General features: G+C 61.2%; 17 protein-coding genes. 16 read left to right on the top strand and 1 reads right to left on the bottom strand.

Annotated elements, in window-relative coordinates; genetic code table 11:
• Nucleotides 1–6 precede the first annotated feature (6 nt).
• The 10 genes from cobJ to ACZ5C7_RS14395 all read left to right on the top strand — a co-directional run bounded on the left by cobJ (nt 7) and on the right by ACZ5C7_RS14395 (nt 8,738).
• Nucleotides 7–1,053 carry a precorrin-3B C(17)-methyltransferase gene (cobJ, locus tag ACZ5C7_RS14350; RefSeq protein WP_464376974.1) on the top strand — a complete coding sequence of 349 codons (1,047 nt, stop codon included), beginning with the start codon at nt 7–9 and terminating at the stop codon, nt 1,051–1,053.
• 2 nt (nt 1,054–1,055) lie between these two features.
• Nucleotides 1,056–1,322: a ferredoxin gene (locus ACZ5C7_RS14355; RefSeq protein WP_464376975.1), complete on the top strand. Its 267-nt coding sequence runs from the start codon at nt 1,056–1,058 to the stop codon at nt 1,320–1,322.
• Nucleotides 1,323–1,338: 16 nt separating this feature from the next.
• Complete coding sequence (locus tag ACZ5C7_RS14360) at nt 1,339–2,088, top strand: cobalamin biosynthesis protein (protein WP_464376976.1); 750 nt, start codon at nt 1,339–1,341, stop codon at nt 2,086–2,088.
• 57 nt (nt 2,089–2,145) lie between these two features.
• Nucleotides 2,146–3,366, top strand: a complete 1,221-nt coding sequence (locus tag ACZ5C7_RS14365; RefSeq protein ID WP_464376977.1) for a CbiX/SirB N-terminal domain-containing protein — start codon at nt 2,146–2,148, stop codon at nt 3,364–3,366.
• A gap of 13 nt (nt 3,367–3,379) precedes the next feature.
• Nucleotides 3,380–3,748 (top strand): DUF3209 family protein, encoded by a 369-nt coding sequence (locus ACZ5C7_RS14370; protein WP_464376978.1) that lies wholly within the window; start codon nt 3,380–3,382, stop codon nt 3,746–3,748.
• Nucleotides 3,749–3,750: 2 nt separating this feature from the next.
• Nucleotides 3,751–5,031, top strand: a complete 1,281-nt coding sequence (locus ACZ5C7_RS14375) for an outer membrane protein assembly factor BamB family protein (protein WP_464376979.1) — start codon at nt 3,751–3,753, stop codon at nt 5,029–5,031.
• A 214-nt stretch (nt 5,032–5,245) separates the two neighbouring features.
• Entirely contained in the window at nt 5,246–6,400 is a 1,155-nt protein-coding gene (locus ACZ5C7_RS14380) for a hypothetical protein (protein WP_464376980.1), read from the top strand.
• Entirely contained in the window at nt 6,397–6,927 is a 531-nt protein-coding gene (locus ACZ5C7_RS14385) for a hypothetical protein (RefSeq protein ID WP_464376981.1), read from the top strand. The genes ACZ5C7_RS14380 and ACZ5C7_RS14385 overlap by 4 nt, the downstream gene beginning before the upstream one ends.
• Before the next feature lie 53 nt (nt 6,928–6,980).
• Complete coding sequence (locus ACZ5C7_RS14390; protein ID WP_464376982.1) at nt 6,981–7,730, top strand: hypothetical protein; 750 nt, start codon at nt 6,981–6,983, stop codon at nt 7,728–7,730.
• A gap of 63 nt (nt 7,731–7,793) precedes the next feature.
• Nucleotides 7,794–8,738: a hypothetical protein gene (locus ACZ5C7_RS14395; protein ID WP_464376983.1), complete on the top strand. Its 945-nt coding sequence runs from the start codon at nt 7,794–7,796 to the stop codon at nt 8,736–8,738.
• Between the two features lie 153 nt (nt 8,739–8,891).
• Here the strand turns inward: ACZ5C7_RS14395 and ACZ5C7_RS14400 are convergent, their stop codons facing one another.
• Entirely contained in the window at nt 8,892–9,284 is a 393-nt protein-coding gene (locus ACZ5C7_RS14400; RefSeq protein WP_464376984.1) for a hypothetical protein, read from the bottom strand.
• 240 nt (nt 9,285–9,524) lie between these two features.
• Here ACZ5C7_RS14400 and ACZ5C7_RS14405 point away from each other — a divergent pair, with 240 nt between their 5' ends.
• From ACZ5C7_RS14405 to ACZ5C7_RS14430, 6 genes are all read left to right on the top strand, one after another.
• Nucleotides 9,525–10,283, top strand: coding sequence for an SDR family NAD(P)-dependent oxidoreductase (locus ACZ5C7_RS14405; protein WP_464376985.1), 759 nt, complete (start codon nt 9,525–9,527; stop codon nt 10,281–10,283).
• A gap of 366 nt (nt 10,284–10,649) precedes the next feature.
• Nucleotides 10,650–10,895, top strand: coding sequence for a hypothetical protein (locus tag ACZ5C7_RS14410; protein ID WP_464376986.1), 246 nt, complete (start codon nt 10,650–10,652; stop codon nt 10,893–10,895).
• Between the two features lie 203 nt (nt 10,896–11,098).
• A complete protein-coding gene (locus ACZ5C7_RS14415; protein WP_464376987.1) occupies nt 11,099–11,797 on the top strand; it encodes a hypothetical protein in 699 nt (232 codons plus the stop codon).
• 60 nt (nt 11,798–11,857) lie between these two features.
• Nucleotides 11,858–13,021 (top strand): hypothetical protein, encoded by a 1,164-nt coding sequence (locus tag ACZ5C7_RS14420; protein ID WP_464376988.1) that lies wholly within the window; start codon nt 11,858–11,860, stop codon nt 13,019–13,021.
• Between the two features lie 6 nt (nt 13,022–13,027).
• Nucleotides 13,028–14,839: an autotransporter outer membrane beta-barrel domain-containing protein gene (locus ACZ5C7_RS14425; RefSeq protein WP_464376989.1), complete on the top strand. Its 1,812-nt coding sequence runs from the start codon at nt 13,028–13,030 to the stop codon at nt 14,837–14,839.
• A gap of 7 nt (nt 14,840–14,846) precedes the next feature.
• The gene (locus ACZ5C7_RS14430) at nt 14,847–15,302 is read left to right on the top strand and encodes a S26 family signal peptidase (protein WP_464376990.1); all 456 of its coding nucleotides are present in this window, start codon (nt 14,847–14,849) and stop codon (nt 15,300–15,302) included.
• The last annotated feature ends 944 nt before the right edge of the window (nt 15,303–16,246 follow it).

A 16,246-nucleotide genomic window follows, 5' to 3' on the forward strand; every position in this document is an offset into this window, starting at 1 on the left:
CAGACAATGAGTACTGACACCAACGCAGACGAGACCGAATCGGCATCCAAATGCGGCGCGTCGACGACGGAAACTGAAGAATCGTCTTCGAAGTGCGGGGCGAGTTCCGCTTCCTCGAGCGGCTCCTCGTCCTCAAGCTCGAAATGCGGGGCATCCTCGTCTTCCTCGAGCGACTCGTCATCCGACTCGAGTTCCAAGTGCGGCGCGAACTCGGGCGCTTCGAGCAAGCAGGAGAAAACGGACGAGAAGGTCGGCTCCACGGTCGAGGACTTCGAGGCCGATCCCGGACAACTGATCGCGGTCGGGCTCGGTCCCGGACACCCGGAGGGGATGACCGAACGAGCGAAGGCCGCACTGCTCGAGGCCGAACACATCGTCGGCTACACGACCTACATCGACCTGATCCCCGACGAGATTACCGAGGAGGCCGACGAGCTGTACGACACGCCGATGTGCGGCGAAGTCTCGCGCACGGAGGAGGCGATCGACCGCACGCTCGCGGGCAACGACGTGGCGATCGTCGGCAGCGGCGACCCCAACGTCTACGCGCTGGCGGGACTCGCCCTCGAGATCATCGAATCCAAGGGTGCGACGGCGTCGATGCTTAACTTCGAGGTCGTCCCCGGGGTTCCGGCGGCCCAATCCTGCGGAGCCCGTCTCGGTGCTCCCCTCGTAAACGATACCGTCTCGGTTTCGCTCTCGGATCACCTGGTTCCAATGCCCGAAATCGAGTCGCGACTGCATTCGGTTGCGAGCGAGAGCTTCACAATCACGATCTACAACCCGTGGAGCCGCAAGCGCCGCGAGAACTTCCAGAAGTGCTGTGAGATACTGCTTACCCATCGTGACCCCGACACGCCGGTCGGCATCGTCCACGGCGCGGGCCGCGAGGACGAGCAGGTGATGATCACCGAACTGGCCGAACTCGAGGATCTCGGCGAGAGCGAGATCATCGACATGACGACGACCATCGTCGTCGGCAACGAGGAGACCTACGTCTGGGACGACCGGATGGTCACGCCGCGGGGCTACGAGACGAAATACGACTACTGACCATGCCAGCCTACGAGATCACCATCGAGAAAGACGCCTGCGACGGCATCTTCGCCTGTCTGACACGCGATCCGCGGTTCGTCGAGGGCGAGGACGGACTGGCGACGGTCGATCCCGACGCGGATCCCGTCTACGACTGCGAGGGCGAGGTGACCGATACGACCGAGCGGGTCGTCGCGACGTTCGACGACGACCGGCTCGACGAGGCCCAGCAGGCCGCCGCGGCCTGTCCGACCGACGCTATCATCGTCCAGGAGGTCGGCGAATGAGTGGAGAGGTGGGCGAATGAGCGACGCCGCCTCCGGATCCGACGGCCAACCGCTCGAGATCGAGGTTCCCGCCGATCCGCTCGCGGGTCACCCCGCGTCGGCCTACCTCTGGGGACATATCGCCGGGAGCGGCGACGTCGGCGACGGCACCGTCGAAGTCGTGACCAACGACGAGGCGTCCGCAAAGGTTCTCGCGGCGATCGCCGGCGGCGAGATCGACCACGAGACGACCAGCCGCGAGTACGCCCACGACGCGTCGATCACCCGAACAGAGGACGAGTACACGCTCGAAATCGGCGAGAGCGGCGCAGACGACGGTGCGGCGAGCGGTGAGGGCGAGACCAGCAACGCGGACGGCGGGCTGTTCGGACGCAGCGGAACGCTCGGATTACCCGTCGACGGACGTGGGAACTACCGCTTTTCGGCGTTCTCGAGCCACGATCGAGAACTGCTCCGGGGCATCCTCGAGGGCTGTGGAACGATCTGTTTCAAGTCGGGGAGCGGGACCGTCGGCATCTCGTTCGTCCACGACGACGAGGCGCTTCTCGAGGCGACTCGAGAGCTGATCGAGGACTGCCCGATTGGGGCACCAATGGGGGATCTCTCGGCGACTTCTTCGGGCGGCTACTGGTTCGGCGTCGACGACGAAGCCGCCCCCGAGTTCGGCACGTGGCTCTACGAGGACTGCGAGGAGACGGGGCTGTACGCGCCGAGTCGCGAGCGAAAGTTGCGAAAGAGCCTCGAGCAGGCCGGATCGTACGATTGACCGCTATCGGGGTGCGGAGAGAGCGAACCAACCGACGAATACGCGACGAAAACACGCATGAGCAAAACCGACGACATCGCGTTCGCCTTCGACGACGAGGCCGTCCTGCTGGTCGGCCACGGCTCGAGGCGCGAGCGCTCGAACGAACAGGTTCGCGAGCTGGCGGCCGACCTCGAGTCGCGACTCGGGATCCCCGTCGACGCGGCGTTTCTCGAGTTGGCCGAGCCGGCCATCGACGAGGCGTTCGAGACGTTATCCGCGGTGACGAGCCAGGTCACCGTCGTCCACTGCTCGCTGTTCGCCGCGAGCCACGTCAAAAACGACGTGCCGCTGGCGATCGATCAGGCTCGAGCCGCCTACGACATCGGGATCAACAACGGTGCGCATCTGGGAATACATCCGGCGATTCTCGATCTGCTCGAGGACCGCGCTGGGACCGTCGAACGCGAGTTGGATGTCGATCGCGCCGCGGACGATGTCGCGGTCGTCCTCTGTGCGCGGGGCTCGAGCGATCCGGACGCCAATGGCGACGTGCACAAACTGGCCCGACTGCTCTACGAAGGTCGAGAGTTCTCGAGGGTCGAAGCGTCGTTCGTCGGCGTGACGGAACCGCGACTCGAAGAGTCCCTCCACGGGCTTTCGAAGCACCGACCCGACGCCGTCGTAGTCCTCCCGTACATGCTCGGTGACGGCGTGTTGACCCAGCGCGTGCGCGACTGGACCGACGAGTTCGACGCGGACTACCCCTACGTCGAGGCGGCCGCCGGCGACCCGCTCGGCACGGACTCGAGACTGCTGGACGTTTTCGCGGACCGCTGGCAGGAAGCCAGGTCGGACAGCGTGGAAATGTCCTGCGATACGTGCAAGTACAAAGTCGACCTCGAGGGCTACGAGGAGGATCGGGGCGGCGCTCGAGCGATGCTGCGGGCGCTGGCCCATCAGGAGAGTCACGCGGACCGCGAGAACGTCGACGACGACCCGCACAGCCACAATGCGCCGGGAAAGCACGTCGCCGTCTGCACGAATCGAACCTGTTCGGAGATGGGCTCGCCCGCCGTCCTCGAGCGCCTTCGACAGGAGGCTCGAGACTCCGAGCACTGCGACGCCAGAATCACCAGATCGTCGTGTCTCGGCCGCTGTGGCGACGGGCCGATGGTCGCCGTCTACCCCGACGGAATCTGGTACGGCGACGTCGACGCGGACGACGCGGATCGAATCGTTTCCGACCACCTAGACAGGGATCGCATCGTGAGCGATCTCGTCGACCAGACGTTATAATAGTACTACCGCTATGAGCTGTTACGAAATCGAAGCGCTGAAACTCGGATTGATGAACGTCCTCGGCGTCGGGGACCGACACGCCCGCGAACACGCGGAGAACGACCTCGAAGGCCACCTCGAGGGGCCGATCGAGGCGCTGACCGAAGCCGAAAGCCTCACCGAAATCGAACGCCATCTCGACGCCGCGCTCGTCGATTTAGAGGAGACGGTCGCGACGATGGACGAGGACGATCCCGAATACAACTACACGCGGGGTCGTCTCCTGGCCGTTCGCGACGCCGAGCGCGCCGTCCACCGACTAACTGAGCAGGGCGAGAGCATCTTCGAGGGACTCGAGGACGCTCACGACCTGCTCCACGAGACGTTCCCGGAGGAGTGAGCATGGCGGCAAACGAAACGGAGCGATCGGCGGGGTTTGAAAAACGCCAACTGGGCGACATCGAGAGCGCCCGGAGTCGGCACATGTGGACCCGCTCGAGCGTTCACGCGACAGACTCACTCGTCATTGCGGGCGAGTGGGACGGTATCGTCACCGCATTCGACCGAGAGACGCTCGAGCCGCGGTGGTCGGTCGACCACCCCGAACACGCGGTCGGCCTCGAGACGCTCGGCGATTCCCTCGTCGTCGCCGGTCGCGGCGAAATCGGGACGGTCGCTTCCTACGACCTCGAGACGGGCGAGCGGGAGTGGTCCTACGACACGCGCAAAGATGTCGGAGAGGCTTCGAGGGAGAGCATCTTCTACCTTCCCTACGTCGTCGGCCTCGAGGCGGGCTCCGTAGGAGACGGCGAAGGAACGGTCGCCGATCAAACGGAGCCCGCGCTGTACGCGGCCGCGCGGCGCTACGAACGCGACGGAGAGCACCGCGAATGGTACAGCACCGTCTACGCGTTCGACGCCGACGGAACGGTTCGCTGGCGCTACGAAACCGACGCCTCGCCGATTTCGATCGACCTCGACGACGCCGGAGACCGACTCGCCGTCGGCTACAATCGGTGCATGGGCGAGCACGACAACGGTCTGGTCGTGCTCGAGACCGATTCCGGGTCGCCGAGTTGGACATGGGACCCCGGAACCGAGGGAGACCGACGCGTCGGTGACGTGTCCTTCGACGGCGACCGAATCGCCGTCTCGAGTCACGGCGATAAGCGGGGCTACGTACTCGGCTCCGGCGGGAAAGAACTGTGGCGCGTCGACCTCGCGACCGAGACCGAAATCGACGGCGAGACGCTGTACGCCTATCCGAACCACGCCCACGCGAACGACGGCCGCGTCGCGTTCGTGACCGGGAACACGTACGCGATCGAGAGCCGAGAGACGGAAAATCGCCATCCGAACGAGCACCGAATCGCCGCCTTCGACGCCAGAGGGGACCCGCTCTGGGACGCGAACGTCGGCGGGTTCGTCCACGGCCTCGAGGCGGTCGGTGAGACGCTCGTCGCACCCTGTGCGCAGAACTTCCGAGTTCGAGATCCCGACACGCACGGCGTTCGATGCTTCTCTCTCGATGACGGCGAGCAGGCCCTCGAGCGGTTCGAAGGGATCGCGACCGCAGCAGCCGTTCGCGGGGGGACGGTCGCCGCGATCGAAGAGCCGGTCGAGTACCACGACGAAGACCGGACGCGAGGGAAGTACGCCCTTCGCGTCGGTTCGCTCGAGTAACGACAGCGTGGGGCGGAAATCGGATTCGAGCAGAGTGAAGCTACCTGAGGGGATTCGTCGATCGGAGACGGATTCCTTTCGTCCGACACGTACCCGTTCACGATCTCATCACCTATCGACATCGCTAGATTGGAGCGTTCGTCCGAGTGGTCCCAACGGTCGCACACGCAAGGGAAACCACCACAACGGTCTTTCTCGTGTATGTTCACGTATAATGACAGACGGGTTAGCCGGTGATGGCTTCGAGGATCATCCGGACTCCGGATGCGTCGGTGCCACCTCGAGCCATCACCACGACGAACGACAAACGGCGAGGAGAGTGATGACCGATGGCGGCCAGGCGGAAGTTTCCGAAGAAGGCGACGAAGACGAAGGATCGGAAACCGATGGAGAGACCGCCGAGTCAGAAGAGACATCCACAACAGCGGATGATGAATCCGAGGACGGCGGCCAAGAGGATGCACAATCAGACGAGTCAGACGGTGCGGACGGAGAGATGGACGACGAAGAGACGGCGGAACCGGGAGACGAGAGCGAAGAACGTGAGACTGACGACGACGAGGAATCTACTGATGCGGACGACTCCGACGAGGATGAGGGTGAAGGTGATTCCCACGAAAGCGACGGCGGGGATGATTCCGATGAGAGTGACGGTGAGGCCGATTCTGACGAGGGTGACGAGGAGGACGAATACCACGTCGAGGACGCCGAAGACGTCTACGAAGGCGACGACGCCTCCGGCGTTCTCCACCTCGATCTCGACGGCCTGTTTCTCGACCTGCTCGGGCTCGAGGTCAACCTGAATCCGGTCACGCTCGACGTGTCGGCTCGGCCGGGCGAGAACAACCTGCTGGGGAACCTGTTATCCGCCGTAACGGGGCTCCTCGACGGTCCCAAGGCGATGCTGAGTGGGGCCCTCGACAAAGCAAAATCCCTCCTCGAAAAACCGAAGGCACTGCTCGGGTCGTTGCTCGAGAAGCCCAAACAGTATCTCGGTAGCCTCTACGGAAAGGTGACGAATCGACTCAAAAGCCTGCTCGGGAAGCCGAAGGCCTTCTTCAGTAGTTTGTTCGGCAGTTTATTCGGTACCGAAGATAGCGGCGAGCAGGAGGATGACGGCGAGGAGAGCGACGAAGGCGAACCGAGCGACGACGAAGCATCCGGCGGTCGGCTCGCAGCCGCTGGCAAGTGGCTGAAGGAGAAACTCGTCGGTCTCGTTCCCGGTCTCCCCATCGAGGAACTCGTCGCGACGATCGTCAGCGAAATTATCCGGCAACTGGCCGAACAGATCGAACCGCAAAGCAGTCAGGACGACTCGAGCGAACAGTCCCAGTCCGAATCACCGACGCAAGCGGAATCCCAATCATGAGTGAACAATCAGTTACCGAGCGAATCGATTACGAGAAGATCACGGAAAACATCGATATTCAGGAACTGCTCGAGGGAACCCAGTGGGAAGGCGAAATCAGTGAGGACGAACCGCTCGGCGAGGCGCTGGGAAGACAGATTGGTGCGTTCGTCGGACGAAAGATCGGCGAGTCCGTCGGTCGGACGATCGGTGAACTCGTCGTCGAGGAGTTAGTGACTTCCGACGAGGCGGAGGAAGAAGACGCCGAGGAGGAAGCGGACGATGGGGAGAGCGATGGCGAGGAAACCACTGAGGATGAGGCCGAAGACGAAGAAAGCGATGACGAGGAAGCCGCCAAGGATGAGGAAGAAGACGAAGCGGAGGGCGAAGGCGACGCGGAATCTGAAGACGAGGACGCAGAATCCGAAAGCGAGGGAGCGGGCGACGAGGATGAGGACGAGCAAGAAGACGAGAACCAACAAGCGGACGAGGAAACCGGTGACGACGAAGAGGAAAGTGAGAATGATCAGGAGTCCGAGGAGGAGTAGTCCAATGGGAGCGAGTCGCCCAGCCGCGGTCGGAGAGTATCGGGGTGGGGCGGATGAGTGACGGGTCGGATCTGAAACAGCTCGTCGCCGACGAAATCAGCGAACAGGTCGACGTTGCCGATATGATCGGCGACGGATCGCTCGAGGACAGCATCAATGGCGACGAAATCGGAGCGTCCGTCGGTCGCGAGTTCGGCGACAGAATCGGCCGCGAACTCGGCGGTGCGATCGGCCGCGAGGTTCACGAAACGGTCAGCGAGGGACTCGAGGAAGAAAAAGACCGTTCGGAACTCCGCTCCGAGCTCACGACCGCGATCAAAGACGCCTTCGCCGATACCCTCGAAGACCTCGAGGCCAGCGACTCGGTAGCCTCGCTGGCGGAAGGGATTACTGAAGGGAGCAGCCTCGAAGGCGTTCTCGAGAGCGAGGACGAGGAGGACGACGAGGATGGTGAGGCCGAAGAGGTGGACGAGGAGGACGACGAGGATGGTGGGGTCGAAGAGGTGGACGAGGAGAACGGCGAGAGAGAAGAGGGTGGTGAAGTGGCGGACGAGGACTCGACGAGCGACGACGAACAGGATAGCGACGAGGGTGATGAACCCGATGCTGGCGACCTCGAGGGGCTTCGCAAAGAGACTCTCGAGCAGTTCCTCGAGATCATGTCGTATTCGGACCTCCAATCGGTCGCCAAAGATGTCGGCGTGAAGGCGAATCTCAGTCGCGAGGAGATGACCGAACGGATCGTCGAAACCGTCTCGGAATCGGACGACGAGGAGTTTGCGACGGTGTCGAACGGGAGCTGAGTACGGGCTTCGGCACGAACCCACGACCAACACGAACCATACCGAACCATCCAGTGAAAGACAATGAGCAACGATATCGGCGACCGTCTCTCGGAACTGCTCTCCTCGACACGGGACGAACTCGAGGCCGACGCCGCTCTCGAGGACGTCTTCGACGCCCCGCTCGAGGAGCTCGGCGAACAGGACGAACTGACCGAACCGGGCGATCCGAGCCCGCTTCTCGAGAACGCCGCGGACGCACGGGAGATCATCGAGACGAACGATCCGGAAGCGGTTCTCGAGGCGGTCGGGCTCGCCGAACTCCCAGACGGAAGCGAACCAGCATCGATTCCCGAAGCGATCGCGAAGGCTCCCGAAGACGAGCTTCGAGAACTCCACGCGCTGGTCACGCTTGCAACCGTCGCGGATCTCCTCGAGGAGAGTGGTGCCGGTAGCGACAGTGATGAGGGCGGAGACGACCGGCGAGCGACACTCGAGGAGAACCTACACGACCTCCGCCAAACGCTTCAAGCGGGCGGGGACGACAGCCGGCGAGACACTGAATCAGCACCAGATTCCGATGGCGGACCAGGTACCGAGGACGGGGCGGATGGTGAGGCCGACTCAGAGGGGGGATCGGATGGTGAGACCGGATCGAGTGATGAGGCCGATTCGGAAGACGAGTCGATGCTCGGGTCGACGCTCGAATCCGTCGCCGGAACCGATGTTGAGGGATTTAGCGACGAACTCGAATCGCTCCAGGCTCGACTCGAGGGGCTTCGTGGCGGTGAGACAGACAGTAGCACCGACGAAGACCACGGCGACCGGGAAGTTGACGATGAGGAGGCCGAACGCGAGGAATCGGACCAGCAGGAGGACGAGGACGGGTTACTCGGCGGGGAATTGGTTGGCGGCAGTGATGAGGACTCTTCACCGGGTCGCTCGACGAGGCATTCGACGATGCCATCCTCGGGTCGCCCGGATATGAACGCCGTTGCTCGGCCATCGACGATGCCGGATCGGAACTGAGATCACCTCGTCCGCTTGGAGCTAAAATCAACTCAACTCGTCTGCTCGTCTCCTGCTCGGCTGTCTCTTCGAGAACAGATCGATACTGAGAGACGGAAAAGTAGCGGTTAAGGGCAATACCACTCGCCATTTCTGCAAAGTTAGCCCGGGGCCTTACTGGTTTTTGAGCCACGACTCTGCCTCGCCTCGATCGCTGAATATCCGCGATTTGTTCTCGTTGGATCCGAACTCCTGGACGAGGTTTTCGACGGACATGTTTGCGACGACGCTTTCCGGCTGAAGCACCGCGATAGTCGAGAGCGAGGTTTCGAACGCTTGAGGATGCCACTCTTCTTGTGTCCACTCCTGATCCTCCTGGGTCACGGTCCCGAGATCGCGGAGATCGGCGAGCCAGTTTTCGGCTCGTTTTTCTTCGACTAACTCCAGGCCCTTCTCAAGTCCGTCTCGATATTGGTCACCTTTCGCGAAGTTGTGCCAGTCCATCACGACGGCTTCTACCGTTGAATCCCATTCGATCGTCAGCGCATCTGATTCGTAGTAACTCATACTCAAATAGTTGAGTTGTGTTCTACATAAGCGTTCTTGCCAAGTGTCAGGTATGGCGACCTGAATTTACAGAACGCCTCAATGAGGTGCGTTTAGCGCTATCGTGACCTCAATCATCATAGTGAATAACTAACTAAGGAGGAATTATCATTCAAATAGACGTGTCTTATGTGGGTTATTTACATGCAACTACGAACGCCGATCAGAATCGCTATCTGTTGTGAGCCGAAGCGATAGTCCATGAAGCTAGTCGAAAACGACGTTGCAGTCATTACGGGTGCGGCATCCGGAATCGGGCGAACCACGGCAAAAACGTTCGCCGACCACGGCGCGTCAGTCGTCGTCGCGGACGTAGACGAGGACGGTGGTTCGAAAACGGTCGCCGATATCACCGAGAGCGGCGGCGAGGCGACGTTCGTCCGGACGGATATCTCCGATCCGGACGACGCAAAATCGATGATCGAAACCGCCGTCAGTGAGTACGGTGGATTGGATGTTCTCTTCAACAACGCGGCGATCGAAGGCCCGGTCGCACGACTCGGAGAGTACGACAACGACGCCTTCGAGCAAGTGATCGATGTCAACCTGAAAGGCGTCTGGTACGGCATGAAATACGGCATCGAGGCGATGCTCGCGGACGACGGCGGCTCGATCATCAGCGCCTCCTCGATCGGCGGCGAAGTCGCCGTTCCCCAGTACAGCGGCTACGGTGCCGCGAAAGCGGCTGTCGGCCAACTGACGAAGTACGCCGCACTCGAGTACGCGGAGGACGGTATCCGTGCGAACGCAGTTGCGCCGGGAATCGTCCGAACCGAGATGATCGAACGGACGGTCGAGGAACACCCCGAAATGGAAGCGCAGTTCCTCGAGACGGAACCGATGCCCGGACTGGCCGATCCCGAGGAAATCGCAAACGCCGTTTTGTTCCTCGGATCCGATATGTCCTCTCGAGTCACGGGAGTTACCCTCCCCGTCGAAGGCGGCTATCTCGCGCAGTAGGGTCGTCCTCGGTTCCGGCCGGAGTGGGTTTACAGTCTTTTTCGAGAACGGGTGGACGGTTCGCCGAAGGAGTACCGGTTCGTGCGCACCGAGCGTCAGCGAACGACGGATCCTCTCTCGGACCGCCTGCGTTCGTTGGGTGTGATAGGTTTTTGATAGCACGCGGTGCGGCGGTGATCGTCTTCGACAAAACCGGACCCCTCACGAGGGGACGGATGACCGTCGATCGATGTCGTTCGCCAGCCTGTCGAAACACTCGGTCCGAGACATCTCCGGAAACCTCGTTCCCATCGTTATTCTGGGATTTTCACCGTCTGGATCGGTCTCGAGGGCCCGTGGGAGTGGGACCTTCTAACCGTCGTCATCGTGTACGGGCTGTTCGTCGGTCTAGGGGTCTATTTCGCCGTAACCTACGTGACCGCGCTCTCGACCGTCGCGACCGCGTTTCTCGTCCTCTTCGTCGGGTGGGAATGGGCGCTCGTCAAAGCAGTGGAGGGACAACTGGCCGGGTGGATAGAGATCGGGCTGTACGCGGGGCTAATCCTCGTTTTCGTGCTCGCGATGGCCGTCGTCTGGATCGAATTCTCGAGGATCGATAACGACCGGGATTGAGGTAGTTTGTTTCCGGTCTCCCCTTCCACGGGTTTGAGCGGCGTGAGCGGAAGGTTTTCGACCGAACGGGGATCAAGCGAACCCCTTCAGCTTCAACGAATTTAAGCCGTCATCGTGGCCAATGCGCGTGATTGATACCTATTTGGCTTCATTCAGTGAGAAAATATACAATTTCTATATGTCATTTTGTGGTCGTCGTACCCATGGGAAGCTCGCAAACGAAAGCGGAGAGCGGCGAACGCGGTAGTGCACTGCTGAGTCGACGGACGACATTACTCGGCGTCGCCGGGGTCACCGGCGGCGGGCTGCTCGGCTATCGAGCGTTCCTCTCTAATGACGAGCCGGCGTTCGCGTTCAGCAACCTGGAACTCACGGGAGAAGGGGTCACGATCGACACGATCGACGGCGGCGTCGAGTCGGTGTTTATCGACGGAAGCGAGACCGAAATAGCGTACGAATACATCAATTTCCAAGAAAGTCAGGTCGGTGACGGCGAGGACGAGTTCGGCGTCGAACTCGACCTCGAAGTGAACGAAGACCACCTTACTGCATCGCCGGAGACGATATTCGAAACCGCAATCGACGCCGGCGAGTTGCCCGCCGATGAAATTACGAACGAGTTGGAAGCCGATCTCGGCGTGGAGAGTCTCGACATCGACGACCACTCCGAGATCGACCTCGAGGACTTCGAGCCCGACGACGGCGTCGGCGAGTCGCTGACGACGACGTTGGAGTTTACGCTCCAGGTCGAAGCGGAGAGCTACGAGGACGTATCCGGGCAGGACGAAGTCGATCTCGACGTGACGGTCACCACCGTCGACGAAGACGACATCGAGGTCGAAGTTGGGGGCCACATCGTACTCGACGGCGAAGCCGAGAACGCGCCCGCGGAAAGCGATTGATTCCTAGACGCGTCCCACGACGAGAACGACCGACCACCCATCAGCTCGAAGCGTTGTGATATGACGACAGACAAGGAACTGCTCGAGAAGTACGGTATCTCTCGGCGAAACGCGCTTCTCGGAGCGGCAGGAGCCGGAACGGCCGCTATCATCGGGTTCGGACACCTGCTCTTGACCGGAACCGACGAAGACGGACCGGCGGTCACCGTCGACGCCGGTTTTCCGTCCGACGACGTCGTCGTCGGAACGCGAGACGATACCGTCGATCCGGTTACCATCCCCGGCGAGACGACCGATATCCGGATCGACTACGAGAACTTTCGCCGCGAAGCGGGGAACGAAGCCGAGTTCGACGTTACGCTGTCGGTGAGGCCAGCGTTCGCCGACGAAGCCGAGCCGCTGGTGTCCGGAACGATAGACTCGGGAGAAACGCCCGACGATACCGTTTCCGCGCCGCTTCGATCGGATGCATTCGACCGAAAGTCGATCGATCTCGCCGATCATTCGGACGTTTCCGACGACTACGCCGAATTTGGGCCGGCCGAAGGAGGCGACCGGGTCGAGACGGACCTCGAGATCGAAGTGATCGCCGAATCCCGAACGTACGAGGCGACCGCGTCGGAAACCTACACGCTCACGGTAACCGTGCTACGGGACGTGAGCGTTACGGTCACTACCGATTCGGTGCACGAGAGTCTCGTCATCGACGCCGAAAACGGGACCGTCGATTCGATCGCTATCTCGGGCCCCGAATTCCCCGTGACCGTCGCGTACGAGGGGTTCGACGACGTCGACGAGCGCGCCGCGTTTACCGTCACCGTTCTCGTGCGACCCGCATTCGCCGAGCACTTCGAGTCGGTCGCGACGGGAGCGATCGGCGTGAGCGAGACTCCGGCCGATTCCGTCGAGGGCGTCGTCTACGATGGACTAATACGGCTCGCCGAGCACTCCGCCGTCTCGTCGTCGTACGCGGCGTTCGAATCGACTGGCGACGAGAAAGCGGGCACCGCTATCGAGGTGATCGTCCGCGTCGAGGGCCCTGGATATAAGGCGTCTGACGAATCGGCGGATACCGTCGTGCTGACGGTGACAGAAGACGCGGTCACGAAGAAACCGATTGAGCAGAAGAAACCGCGTGATCCGTCGAAGCCGTCCGACGAGGGGTCGGTATCGTCTGGAGGAACGATCGTAGTCGACGGAGCGGCGACGAACGAACCAACCTAACTGACAATGAGAACAACTGAGCAGTCGTCACCCGGAAACGAAGCGATATCGCGGCGAGCCGCGATGGTCGGGGCCGTCGGAACCGCTCTGGGATCCGCGTTCGGATACGAGCGGTATCTGCAATCCGACGAACCGGCGTTCGCCGCCGACCTCGAGTTGGAAGCTGATGATCTCCTGCTCGAGACGGGCTGTGGTATCGTCAGAAACGTCGCCGTCTCCGAAACGTCCGAGATCACGCTCGAGTACAGTAACGTCACCGCCGGGGCGCTGGACAACCAGTTCAGTATCACTCTCGAGGCCGACCCCCACGTCGGCGGCAGGGACGAACGCGGTCTCGCGGGATGGAGCGAGCCCAACGACGAGGAGCCGGACGATCTGGCGGCGGTTCTCGACGAGATGGCCGGAGACGGGTCAACGGCCAACCCGTACACAGTGACGAACGACCACGAACTTCAGGCGATCAACGAGGAGCTAGATGCACAGTACGAACTCGGCAACGACATCGACGCTACGCAAACGGGAGAATGGAACGGCGGGGACGGATTCGATCCGCTCGTCGACCTCGACGCGGACGAGGCGTTCGAGGGAACGCTCGACGGGAACGGGTATCGGATCTGTGGGCTCACGATCGACAGGGACGCGGACGGGGTGGGACTGTTCGGGGTGAACGCGGGGACCGTAGAAGACGTCGGCATCGTCCACGGGGACATTCAGGGCGGTGACGCTGTCGGTGCTGTCGCGGGGGTGAACGTCGGAGCGATCGGGCGATCGTACGCGATCGAAAGCGAGGTTGAAGGGACAGAACTCGTCGGCGGATTCGTCGGAGCAAACGTGCGGGAAGAGGGTGAAGACGACCAAGGGCTAATCGATCAATCGTACGCGGACTGCACCGTTTCGGGAGAAGGATTCGTCGGCGGATTCGTCGGGCTGAACGTCGCCGATATCGAGGACGCGTACGCGAAGGGAACCATAGACGACGGAGAGTCCGTCGTCGGTGGTTTCGCGGGATCGAACGCGCTGGGGGGAGGCGAGGACGCTGGTCTCATCGAGGGGCTTCTCGGAATCGTCCTGGACTTACTCGACGGGATACTCGGCATCGTCGGAATCGACGGCGACGATATCGCGGAGATCGGCGCGATAGACGCATCGTATTCCGTCGTCGACGTTCCGGACGACGATAACGCGGCGGGGTTCGTCGCCGTAAACAGCACCGACCCGATACAAATCTGCGTGTTGATCGTCTGCATAACGATCGGCGGCGACTCCGGGACGATTACCGATTCGTACTGGGACACGGATGCCTCCGGCCACGACGACGGAATCATCGAAGCGGAAGGCGACGAAGGGTTGACGGGCCTTCCGACGGGTGATATGCGGGGAACTGCGGCCCAGAACGAAATGGTCGGCTTCGATTTCGCGGATACCTGGGATACCATCACGGACCCGGACGACTACCCCCAACTCGTCGAGACGCCAGAACCCCATCACAGCGGGAGCACCCCTTCGGACGATAGTACCGCCCTCGAGGCGCTCGTCGACGATCACACGATCGGCGCGGAAGAGTTGTTAACCGAGGAAGACCTGCCACACGGCACCACGACGGCCTCGTTTACCGATCTGGGTATCGACGCTGTCCCCCTTTCCGAGCACTCGGAAATCGACGGAGATTTCGGGCAACTGGAACCCGACACGGACGTTACACAGATACTGACGAATGTCGAATTCGATCTCAGAATCGACCTCCGAGACGGGGACGAACCGATAACGACGGCCGACGCGGACCCAGCGGTCGCGACCGTGACCGTCGATGTCAGCTAACAACTCCATGAACCGAACACTTCTCCTCGCCGTCTGTGGCTTTTTGGTCGCGCTCGGAGTGCTGTACGGGCTTTCGTTTTTCCTCGCCGTCCATCAGGTGCCGACCGACAGCATGGAGCCGACGATAGAACAGGACTCGCGGATCGTCGTCACCGATAGCGGGTCCTACGAAGATCTCGAGGACGGAGAAGTGATCGTCTTTCACGTTGACGGGGACGAATCGGACCGACTCGTGGTTCACCGAGCGGTGACCTCCGTCGAGGAAGGCGACGACTGGGTGGCAGCTCTCGAGTCCGACTCGAACTCTTCGCTCACGTGCGACGAAGCGGTCCACTGTCCGGCTCCGAACGAGGGCTATATCACGAAAGGAGACAACAACCCGTCGTACGATCAGGAGAGCGGACTCGCACGGCCGGTTGCACCGGAGTGGATCGAAGGCACGCACTGGCGGTCGACACGTTGATCGATCGGACAGTTCCACATCATGTTGTACCGCTCTATAGCTGTCTACGGCTCTCCTAGAACGGGTGAAGGGAGGTCGTATCGATGGGAAAGACGTGTCGTCGATGATCGCGGCAAACGACTCGGAGTGTTTCCTGTGATCAGTCCATGAGCGTACTGGTCGTACTGCTAATATGGTCGTTGATCGGCCTCTTTTATCTCGGCTTTTTCTTTGCAGTCGGCGAAGACGGCGACCTCCCTTATTAACCGACCCGATACCCGCGGATCCGAGCGCTCGAGAACGGACGTTTCGCTGGCTTCAAACTCCGACTTCAACTCGGACTCGCGGCCGTTTCAGCATAGCTGAGTGTCGCGCTCACGACCGGAGGCTCCGAAGCGGTCGCTTTCGTATCGTACTCGAAAACGAATCGGTTGTGAGTCAGGGTCAGGATTTGCTCTCCACGTCCGTTCGTCGCAACTCACGGGCGTTACAGTCTCGATTTTATGGTCGAGACGTACTCGATGAGTGACGTGAATAACTCGTCCGATACGTTCTAACATGGAAAAACGGGGGGACGTGTTTGCGGTTCTAACCTACGAGGTGCAACAGCCCACCGAGAGCTAACCGATAGACCTCCTCTCTCTTACTACTGACGAACAGAGGAAAGATGTCTGCCAATCGATTTCGTTTACGAAAGAAGCGAGGCGAATACGGTCGTCATCTCCCATAAATCATTTGGTATATTGTACTGAACTTGATTAGTTCGAAACCCTATCTATCGGTTGTCCAGTCGCGAGTGATTTGGAAAGATGACGCGGTCGATCGCCTTCGGAACTGCGACGATGTACTTCTTCCGCAACCAGACGTTGTGCCCGAACTGGATGTCCGTTCCACCGTACGAGAGCGCACACTGGATTCGACGCGCTCCCGAAGCAACGAAAGGCGCCCAAACGACGCGAATTACT

The organism is Halostagnicola alkaliphila (assembly GCF_055379965.1).